Consider the following 9,826-nt stretch of genomic DNA (forward strand, 5'->3'; position numbering starts at 1 on the left):
CGGTCGTGATCGCAGCCGTCAGAGTGGTCTTGCCGTGGTCAACGTGACCGATGGTACCGACGTTCACGTGCGGCTTGGTCCGTTCGAATTTTTCTTTTGCCATTTGTTTCTCCAAACAAAGAACAGTTGCCCATGTGGGTTTAAGGTTTCCAGCACGAGCCTGCCATGGGCAGCAAGCTCACCGCACACAGGCGGCGCCGAAGACCGGCTCGAATGAGTGAAGCCTCGGATGTTACCACCCGAGGCGCGTCCGCATCAATTACTTGGAGCGGGCGGTGATGATGGCTTCAGCCACGTTACGTGGAGCTTCAGCGTATTGCTTGAATTCCATCGTGTAGGTGGCGCGACCTTGGGTAGCGGAACGCAGCGAGGTCGAGTAGCCGAACATTTCGGACAGAGGCACTTCGGCCTTGATGACCTTGCCACCGCCGACCATGTCGTCCATACCTTGGACCATGCCACGACGCGAGGACAGATCGCCCATCACGGTACCAGCATAGTCTTCAGGCGTTTCGACTTCCACGGCCATCATGGGCTCGAGGATCACAGGATCGGCCTTGCGGCAAGCGTCCTTGAAGCCCATCGAAGCAGCCATCTTGAAGGCGTTTTCGTTCGAGTCCACATCGTGGTACGAACCGAAGGTCAGGCGCACGCGGACGTCCACGACGGGGTAGCCAGCCAGCACGCCGTTTGGCAGCGTGTCGATGATGCCCTTTTCCACCGCAGGGATGTATTCGCGAGGAACCACACCACCCTTGATTTCGTCGCAGAACTCGAAGCCCTTACCACCGGGTTCCATGGGTTCAACAGTCAGCACAACGTGACCGTATTGACCCTTACCACCGGACTGACGAACGAACTTGCCGTCGATGTCGGTGACCTTCTTGCGAATGGTTTCGCGATAGGCCACTTGAGGCTTACCGACGTTGGCTTCCACGCCGAATTCACGCTTCATGCGGTCGACGATGATTTCCAAGTGCAGTTCGCCCATACCGGCGATGATGGTCTGACCGGATTCTTCGTCGGTCTTCACGCGGAAGGAAGGATCTTCAGCAGCCAGGCGGTTCAGGGCGATACCCATCTTTTCCTGGTCAGCCTTGGTCTTGGGTTCCACGGCCTGTGCAATCACGGGCTCAGGGAAGACCATCTTTTCCAGGGTGATGATGGCATCGGGATCACACAGCGTTTCGCCGGTGGTCACGTCCTTCAAGCCCACGCAAGCGGCGATGTCGCCAGCCAGAATTTCCTTGATTTCTTCACGCTCGTTGGCGTGCATCTGCAGAATACGGCCGATACGCTCTTTCTTGCCCTTGATCGGGTTGTAGACAGAGTCGCCAGAGTTCAGAACGCCGGAGTAGACGCGCACGAAAGTCAGCTGACCCACGTAGGGGTCGGTCATCAGCTTGAATGCCAGCGCGGCAAACTTCTCGGAGTCGTCAGCCTTACGGGTGACGGGCTGGTCGTCTTCGTCGGTGCCGCCCACTGGAGGAATGTCCACTGGAGAAGGCAGGTAGTCGATCACGGCGTCGAGCATGCGCTGCACGCCCTTGTTCTTGAAGGCGGTGCCGCACAACATCGGTTGAATTTCGACGTTGATGGTGCGAGTACGCAGCGCCAACTTGATTTCTTCCTCAGTCAGCTCACCTTCTTCGAGGTACTTGTTCATCAGCTCTTCAGAAGCTTCAGCAGCGGCCTCGATCATGTTCTCGCGCCACTTCTTGGCATCTTCCACCAGCTCGGCAGGGATGTCTTCGAAGGTGAACTTCATGCCTTGAGAGGCTTCGTCCCAAATGATGGCCTTCATCTTCAGGAGGTCAACGACGCCCTTGAAGTTGTCTTCGGCACCGATTGGGATCACCACGGGCACAGGGTTCGCCTTCAGGCGAGTGCGCATCTGGTCATAGACCTTGAAGAAGTTGGCACCGGTACGGTCCATCTTGTTCACGAAGGCCAGGCGAGGCACCTTGTACTTGTTAGCCTGACGCCACACGGTTTCAGACTGGGGCTGCACGCCGCCCACAGCGCAGTACACCATGCAAGCGCCGTCCAGCACGCGCATGGAACGCTCCACCTCAATGGTGAAGTCCACGTGGCCGGGGGTGTCGATGATGTTGAAACGGTGCTCGGGGTAGGACATGTCCATACCCTTCCAGAAGCAGGTCGTGGCAGCCGAGGTGATCGTGATGCCGCGCTCTTGTTCCTGCTCCATCCAGTCCATGGTGGCAGCGCCTTCGTGAACTTCACCAATCTTGTGGTTCACGCCGGTGTAGTACAGGATGCGCTCAGTCGTGGTGGTCTTGCCGGCGTCAATGTGAGCCGAGATACCAATATTGCGATAGCGCTCAATCGGGGTCTTGCGTGCCATGAGGTCACTCCAGATTTGACAAAGCGCCGGCCACGCAATGGTGAGCCGGACGCTTGGACTGCAGCAAATGCCGCAGGGTGTGGATTAGAAGCGGAAGTGCGAGAAGGCCTTGTTGGCTTCAGCCATACGGTGGACTTCGTCACGCTTCTTCATCGCGCCGCCACGGCCTTCAGCGGCTTCCAGCAGTTCGTTGGCCAGACGTTGGGCCATCGACTTCTCGGAACGCTTGCGCGACGACTCTTTCAGCCAACGCATGGCCAGAGCGATACGACGGGAGGGGCGAACTTCAACGGGAACCTGGTAGTTCGCACCACCCACGCGGCGGGACTTCACTTCCACCACGGGCTTGATGTTGTTCAGAGCGATGTTGAAGACTTCCAGCGGATCCTTGCCAGCCTTCTGTTCGACTTGTTCCAGAGCGCCATAAATGATGCGCTCGGCAACAGCCTTCTTGCCGGATTCCATGATCACGTTCATGAACTTGGAAAGATCAACCGATCCGAACTTGGGATCGGGCAGGATTTCACGCTTGGGTACTTCGCGACGACGAGGCATTTCGATTCCTTTCAATGCTTCAGTTGATGCGGGCTTTCGCTCACATCCTGGAGTCCAGTCTCAATAGACTCCACTTACTCGGCTAGCAACCGGACCATTCCGGGCTGACCGCCACCTCGGCCTGTTCACATGCAGCTTGCACCCACCGGGTGACACGCAGATGAAGACGACCGACTATTTCTTTCAGAAGGAGATTAGGCCTTCTTAGGACGCTTCGCACCGTACTTGGAGCGAGATTGCTTACGGTCCTTGACGCCTTGCAGGTCAAGAGAGCCGCGCACGATGTGGTAACGCACACCTGGCAAGTCCTTCACACGACCGCCGCGAACCAGCACGACGCTGTGTTCTTGCAGGTTGTGGCCTTCACCGCCGATGTACGAGATGACCTCAAAACCGTTGGTCAGGCGCACCTTGGCAACCTTACGCAGAGCGGAGTTAGGCTTCTTAGGAGTCGTGGTGTACACGCGAGTGCACACGCCACGGCGCTGCGGGCAGTTTTGCATCGCAGGCGACTTGGATTTCGTGACCTCGACCTGACGGCCATGGCGCACGAGCTGGTTGATCGTTGGCATTTTTTGGTTCCCGTTGAAAAAACACTTGAAAATCAGGCGCTTAGCAGGGCTTGAACGAACCCAACCATTGCCTGGAGACAAGCACAAAACGGCCCTCGCCACTCATTTCTGAGCGCGCGAAAAGCCGAAAAGCCTTCCATTGTAGGTGAATTACCTGACAGAACGCAAGAAGCAAACCGCGACGCTGTCGCGCTTGGCGCCCCGTTTGACCCTGATAGGGAGTTCCCGGCACTCACTCTGGGTGATGGCATGTACCACCAAGCTCGGATACAGTGCGTTCAACACCTCCCGGCTTACCCCAGGAACATAAAACCTCTTCAAGGAGACACCGTGTCCCGATTGCTCTCTACTGCAGCACTGGCTCTGGCCGCAACGCTGCCCACGGTTGTACAAGCTGCAGACTTCAACTTCGCGGGCGGAAGCGGCACCACGGCCACAGCCTCTTTCGGCAGCAGCGGCTTGGCCGTGAATATTCAAGGCCCCAGCCATGGGGGCTCGCAGGATGTCACGTACAACAGCAATGGCCTGGGTGTTTCCACCGGCTTTCTCGATGCAACCGGCATCGGCAACGGTGAATCCCTGACCTTCACGTTCAGTCAGGCTGTGAACCTGCTCAACCTGAAACTGGCTGAGTGGGACCTCGCCGATCATGCCACCCTGACATGGGGCAGCAACACGCTGAACCTGAACGGTAGCGGCGTGGTCAGCACCCAGACCCTGTCATTGAGTGGAGTCACCGGCACATCCTTCACGCTGACGGGCGCGTCATTGCTGACCACGTTCAAATTGAATGGTTTGACGGCAACTCCTGCTGTCCCAGAGCCCGCCACCTACGCGCTGATGGGCTTGGGTTTGGCTGGTCTGGCGGCGGCTCGGCGCCTGCGCAAGCCACACGCCTGATTCGTTCTCGCTCCTTTCGGCCCGGTCGGCGTTTCGCTGCACCGGGCCTTTTTCTTTGTCTGATGGACTAGCTGGGCAGAGGCGCCAGCAAGGCGTCCAAGTCATCCTGAGAAAACTTGGGGCCGAGTGCCCCATCTTGACCCAACACGCCTTCTGCCAGCAGGGCCTTGCGCTCCTGCAGGGCCAGCATCCGCTCTTCGATGCTGCCAGCGACCACCAACTTGTAAACATGGACGGGTTGCGTTTGACCGATGCGATGCGCTCGGTCCGTGGCCTGCTGTTCCACTGCCGGGTTCCACCACGGATCCACATGAATCACGGTATCAGCCGCGGTGAGATTCAAGCCGAGCCCACCGGCCTTCAGACTGATGAGAAACACGGGGGCCATGCCTGACTGGAAGGCCTCTACACGATCCGCCCGATCGGGTACGGGCGTCTCCCCCGTGAGGACCAGATACGGCACGTTCTGCGTGCTCAACGCTTGCGCGATGAGATCCAGCATCTCCGTAAATTGCGAGAACACCAGCAGGCGCCGCCCCTCGTCCACCAAGGCTGGAATGGTGTCGGCCAACCAGGCGAGTTTGGCACTGCCCACGTTGCGGCGCATGCCGGACACCTTCAACAGGCGAGGATCACAACATGCCTGCCGCAGCTTGAGCAGCGCATCCAGCACCGTGATTTGAGCCCCCGCCAAGTCAGACTTCTGGAGGACACGGCGCACCTGACGGTCCGCCGCCACGCGCACACTCTCGTACAGTGCCTTTTGTGGCGCCTCCAGTGAGAGGCGCTCAATGACTTCTTGCTTGGGCGGAAGCTCGGTGGCCACCTCCGCCTTTTTGCGGCGCAAGATGAACGGCCGGACCCGTCTGGCCAGCAACTCGGCCCGGAGCGTCTCCCCGCCGTTCTCGATCGGTTCACGCCAGAGGCGCTGAAAGCTGCGCGCATCCCCCAGATAGCCCGGCATCAGGAAGTCGAACTGAGCCCACAACTCGCCCAAGTGGTTTTCGAGCGGCGTGCCTGTCAGGCACAGGCGATGGCGAGACCGAATGCGGCGGACGGCTGCCGCAGTTTTGCTGGCCGCATTTTTGACCGACTGCGCCTCGTCCAGAATCAGCATGTGAAAGGGATGGAGGGCCAGTGCCTCAATGTCGCGCCAGACCAAGGGATAGCTGATCAAGACAACGTCCAGCGTATTCAATTGATCAAGCAACGGGCCCCGGTCTGCGCCGTGGTGAATCCCCACACGCAAGCTTGGCGTCATGCGCAGCGCTTCGTTTTGCCAGTTGGACAGCAGAGAGGTCGGCACCACCACCAATACCGGGCAGTCCAGGCGCCCCGCCTCTTTTTCCAGCAGGACGTGGGTCAGCGCCTGCGCGGTTTTTCCCAAGCCCATGTCGTCTGCCAGGATGCCGCCCAGGCCGTGCCTGCGCAGGTACTGTAACCACGCCACGCCATGTTGCTGATAGGGGCGCAAGTTGATCTGCAAGGACTGAGGCAACGACACCGCAACAGGCTGATCCGCCTGCTGAAGCGTCCCCGCGAGGTCCATCCATCCCGCATGGCCATCCAAGCGGCACACGCCCGCCTCGACACGTTTTAACTGATCACTCAGGTCGTGCAGGCGCACAACATCCCACCGGCTGAGCGAGATCGGCCCTGCTTGGCGCCGCGGGTCCAGCAAGAGGTCCAGCATGGTCCGCACAATCGCTTTCAACGGCGCCGCCGGCGCATCAATGCGGCGACCGCCAGGCACACGCAAGCGAATGACGGCGGCATCGTCCATCATGGAGATGTCACGGACGGACAGCCACCGTTTGTCACGTCGAAGCAGGTCCGCGATGATGGGGGCCAGATCCAGCATTTCGCCCTCGACCTCCACGCCCAGGCTCAGCAGCCAGGATCCCTCTCGTCTTGGCGCAGACAGCGGCGCCAGGGTCGGACCGGTTGCCGACTCGAACTGAATCGGCTCGTGCGCCAGCACTTCACCATCCGGGCCATGCACAACCAGGCGCCACGCGGTCACTGGCACGCTTTCATGGGCGAATCCTGGCCGTACCACCACATGCCAGCCCAGCGATTGAAAGCGCGGAACCTCGTCCGACCAGAAGTCGGCAAAGTCGTCTTCTTGGCGCAGGGTCCACAAAGGGCCGTCATGCCCCCCAAACTGACGCGCCAACTGTGGTGTGCGCCACTGCAGGCAGTCGGCAGGCAATGGTCTGAACCCGGCACTGAGGAGCGCATCCAAAGCATCGGACTCGGCCAAATGGTCCCGCTGCCACTGCACCCGAACACCCTGGGCGTCTTCCGCTTCGGTACATGTGGTTCGGCGCCCCCCCAGTACCGAGATGGGTGCGGGCGTGGCCCAGAACAGACTCGCCGCGTCGGAGTAGATCCACTCGACCATGGCCACGGTGACCTGCCCACCCCGCGGCCCCAAAGCGTCGTGCGGTGCCATGCCCAACAAGCCATCACCACGGTGCAAGGTCTGCAAGGTCAGTCTGGGACGAAAGCGAGGGTGGGCGGTGCGTGGCTCAGTCACAAAATCGACGGGAAGGAGGGCCAAGAATGGATCACACGGAATTGTGATGCACGGCGCTGGACGCCTCCCCCATTTGAGGTACAAACAAGGAATGTCCGATGAGTACCAGATCGAAATCCCACCGTCATTCCTTGCGTTGTACAGCGACGCAAGGCGTCGATTGACCATCCCAGTGCCGGCACTGCGCGCGCGATACGAGTTGTGCGAGGACTTGGCCCACCACTTGACCGAGCATTGTCGAAACATTCACGTGGACATTGGCGTGGACGAGCAGGATGTCCTGACTCGATGCCAGCAGGGCCTGCTGACGCCTGACAGCGGCGTCGCCCACAACGAAGCCGAGTGGATCGTGACGCGACTGGCGGAGTTGTTAGGCTGGCCTCATCCCGGCTTGTCTTCGCCGTCAAACCCTCACCCCTGATGATTCGCACCATGCTGAGCACGCTGCATCCCCCTGTCGTTTGGCGCCATTTCGCCATGCTGTGCCACATTCCTCGGCCATCCAAACAGGAAGCTCAACTTCGCGATCATTTGATCGACTGGGCTCAACATCAAGGCTTGACCCACGAAGTCGACGCCGTCGGCAACCTGCTGCTGCGCAAGCCTGCGAGCCCCGGTTGCGAGTCGGCCCCTGGCGTGGTGCTCCAGGGGCACCTGGACATGGTCTGCCAGAAGAACGAAGGGGTCGCCCACGACTTCTCTCGCGACCCGATTCAAGCGGTGATTCAGGATGGCTGGCTCCGTTCGCCCGGGACCACATTGGGCGCCGACAACGGCATCGGCGTGGCGCTGGCATTGGCCGCGCTGGAAGACCGCCATTTGCAACACGGCCCGCTGGAGGTCCTGCTGACGGTGGACGAGGAAGCTGGCATGGGGGGCGCCCATGGCCTGCAGGCAGGCTGGCTGCAGGGACAGTTGATGCTCAACCTCGATACGGAGGAGTGGGGCGAGTTCTACATGGGCTGCGCGGGCGGGCTGGACGTGGACGTTTCGCGCACCTGCTCGCCTGAGGTGCTGACCGAACACGGCGCCCTCGTTTTGGAAGTGCGGCTGACAGGTCTCAGGGGCGGTCATTCCGGCGTCAACATCCACGAGGAACGCGGCAATGCCATCAAGTTGTTGAGCCGTGTGCTCGGACACGCATGCCACGAGCATCCCCAACTGCGCTTGGTGAGTTGGCGAGGGGGCACCGCCCGCAATGCCCTGCCGCGTGAGGCCACCGCCCAACTGGTGTGCACTGGCGCCAACCCGCAAGACTGCATGGCCCGGGTGACTGCCAGCTTGAAGCGCTGGGAGCAGCAACTCCAAGACGAACTCAGAGGCGTCGATGACCACCTTCAATTGCACGGTGTGGTGACACCTTGCCCGCCGGGGCCGCTGCAGGTGCTGCCGCGCACGGAGCAGGCCATCTGGTTGGACACCCTCCATGCTGCGCCCCACGGCGTGTTCCGGATGAGCCAGGACGTGGTCGGCGTGGTGGAAACCTCCAACAATATTGGGATGCTGAGCCTGACACCACAAGGCGGTGACGTGAACTTCATGATTCGCTCGCTGCGAGACAACGGTGCCCAAGCCTTGGCCAATCAAATCAGCAGCCTTTGGCGACTGTCTGGCACCCCGACCCGACAGCACGGGCACTACCCGGGCTGGGCGCCGAACCCCGACTCGCGCTTGCTGAAGGTCTGCCAGGACGTGTATGCGCGCGAGTTTGGCGCCACCTCGCATGTGCAGGTCATCCATGCCGGGCTGGAATGTGGACTGATCGGGGCCAAGTACCCCGAGATGGACATGGTGTCATTCGGCCCCACCATCCGCGGCGCCCATGCGCCGGGAGAGGGTGTCGACATCGCCTCCGTCGACCGGTGCTGGCAACTGCTGTGCGCCATTCTCAAGGCGCTGGCGCCATCGGATCACTGATCGACGAATTCCGACCTAACAAAGACAAAGCGCCAGCACCCTCACGGGCCTGGCGCTTTGTTCATGAGGGGGCTCTCACCCCCATCACGTCTTACTCGGCAGCACCGCCTTCGGCAGGTGCAGCAGCGTCGGCATCGTCACCATCCAAGGCTGCCAGCTCGAGCGCTGCGCGCTCCTGGGCTTCCTGCATGGCGATGGCACGACGTTCGCTGTCGTCCATCTCTTCCTTGGCCTTGCGAGCCTGGTGATAGGCCATGCCGGTACCAGCGGGGATCAGGCGACCCACGATGACGTTTTCCTTCAAGCCGCGCAGTTCGTCGCGCTTGCCCATGATGGCAGCCTCGGTCAGCACGCGGGTCGTTTCCTGGAAGGAAGCGGCCGAGATGAAGGAGTCGGTCGACAGCGAAGCCTTGGTGATACCCAGCAGCACGTCAGAGTGCGTGGCGATCATCTTGCCTTCGGCGCGCATCTTGTCGTTGGTGTCCAGCAGCTCGGAGCGCTCGACTTGCTCACCAGCGATGTAATGCGTGTCGCCTGGGTTGACGATCTGCACACGACGCAGCATCTGACGGACGATCACTTCAATGTGCTTGTCATTGATCTTCACGCCCTGCAGACGGTACACGTCCTGCACTTCGTCGACGATGTAGCGAGCCAGCTCTTCGATACCCAGCAGACGCAGGATGTCTTGAGGATCGGCCGGACCGTCGACGATGGATTCGCCCTTGTTCACGACTTGGCCTTCGTGCACCAGGATGTTCTTTTCCTTCGGCACCAGATCTTCCCAAACCTGACCTTCAGGGCTGGTGATCTGCAAGCGAACCTTGCCCTTCGTTTCCTTACCGAAGGACACGGTACCGGTGATTTCAGCCAGCGTACCCTTGTCCTTGGGCGAGCGGGCTTCGAACAGTTCGGCCACGCGTGGCAGACCGCCGGTAATGTCGCGGGTCTTCTGACCTTCGATGGGGATACGGGCCA

Annotated in this window: 8 protein-coding genes and 1 pseudogene; 3 read left to right on the plus strand and 6 right to left on the minus strand. The window is 60.5% G+C overall.

Translation table 11 applies throughout. From position 1 onward, the window contains the following. The 4 genes from ACOYNB_RS13885 to rpsL all read right to left on the minus strand — a co-directional run. The coding region (locus ACOYNB_RS13885) for a GTP-binding protein (protein WP_031274870.1) at positions 1 to 103 on the minus strand (103 nt) is incomplete at its 3' end. A 156-nt stretch (positions 104 to 259) separates the two neighbouring features. Continuing rightward, positions 260 to 2,365: an elongation factor G gene (gene fusA / locus ACOYNB_RS13890; protein WP_422839589.1), complete on the minus strand. Its 2,106-nt coding sequence runs from the start codon at positions 2,363 to 2,365 to the stop codon at positions 260 to 262. Positions 2,366 to 2,449: 84 nt separating this feature from the next. Next, entirely contained in the window at positions 2,450 to 2,920 is a 471-nt protein-coding gene (gene rpsG / locus ACOYNB_RS13895; RefSeq protein WP_374258047.1) for a 30S ribosomal protein S7, read from the minus strand. 194 nt (positions 2,921 to 3,114) lie between these two features. After that, on the minus strand, positions 3,115 to 3,492 hold the full coding sequence (gene rpsL / locus ACOYNB_RS13900; protein WP_058088974.1) for a 30S ribosomal protein S12: 378 nt from the start codon (positions 3,490 to 3,492) through the stop codon (positions 3,115 to 3,117). Positions 3,493 to 3,822: 330 nt separating this feature from the next. Here rpsL and ACOYNB_RS13905 point away from each other — a divergent pair, with 330 nt between their 5' ends. After that, on the plus strand, positions 3,823 to 4,392 hold the full coding sequence (locus ACOYNB_RS13905; protein WP_422839590.1) for a PEP-CTERM sorting domain-containing protein: 570 nt from the start codon (positions 3,823 to 3,825) through the stop codon (positions 4,390 to 4,392). A 67-nt stretch (positions 4,393 to 4,459) separates the two neighbouring features. Here the strand turns inward: ACOYNB_RS13905 and ACOYNB_RS13910 are convergent, their stop codons facing one another. Continuing rightward, complete coding sequence (locus ACOYNB_RS13910) at positions 4,460 to 6,955, minus strand: DEAD/DEAH box helicase (RefSeq protein WP_422839591.1); 2,496 nt, start codon at positions 6,953 to 6,955, stop codon at positions 4,460 to 4,462. A 136-nt stretch (positions 6,956 to 7,091) separates the two neighbouring features. On the opposite strand from ACOYNB_RS13910, the gene ACOYNB_RS13915 reads away from it, so the two are divergent. Both ACOYNB_RS13915 and ACOYNB_RS13920 read left to right on the plus strand, forming a co-directional pair. After that, positions 7,092 to 7,352 (plus strand): hypothetical protein, encoded by a 261-nt coding sequence (locus tag ACOYNB_RS13915; RefSeq protein WP_422839592.1) that lies wholly within the window; start codon positions 7,092 to 7,094, stop codon positions 7,350 to 7,352. Next, positions 7,352 to 8,848 carry an aminoacyl-histidine dipeptidase gene (locus ACOYNB_RS13920; protein ID WP_422839593.1) on the plus strand — a complete coding sequence of 499 codons (1,497 nt, stop codon included), beginning with the start codon at positions 7,352 to 7,354 and terminating at the stop codon, positions 8,846 to 8,848. The genes ACOYNB_RS13915 and ACOYNB_RS13920 overlap by 1 nt, the downstream gene beginning before the upstream one ends. A gap of 91 nt (positions 8,849 to 8,939) precedes the next feature. On the opposite strand, the pseudogene ACOYNB_RS13925 reads toward ACOYNB_RS13920, so the two are convergent. Next, a pseudogene (locus ACOYNB_RS13925) lies at positions 8,940 to 9,826 on the minus strand (DNA-directed RNA polymerase subunit beta'); the annotation flags it as partial.

It is taken from the genome of Aquabacterium sp., assembly GCF_049317225.1.
In the GTDB taxonomy this organism is placed as follows: domain Bacteria; phylum Pseudomonadota; class Gammaproteobacteria; order Burkholderiales; family Burkholderiaceae_C; genus Aquabacterium.

Coding starts and splice junctions, on each gene's coding strand:
- ACOYNB_RS13920 (WP_422839593.1), top strand. CDS start 7,352: ATGATTCGCACCATGCTGAGCACGCTGCATCCCCCTGTCGTTTGGCGC.
- rpsL (WP_058088974.1), bottom strand. CDS start 3,492: ATGCCAACGATCAACCAGCTCGTGCGCCATGGCCGTCAGGTCGAGGTC.
- rpsG (WP_374258047.1), bottom strand. CDS start 2,920: ATGCCTCGTCGTCGCGAAGTACCCAAGCGTGAAATCCTGCCCGATCCC.
- fusA (WP_422839589.1), bottom strand. CDS start 2,365: ATGGCACGCAAGACCCCGATTGAGCGCTATCGCAATATTGGTATCTCG.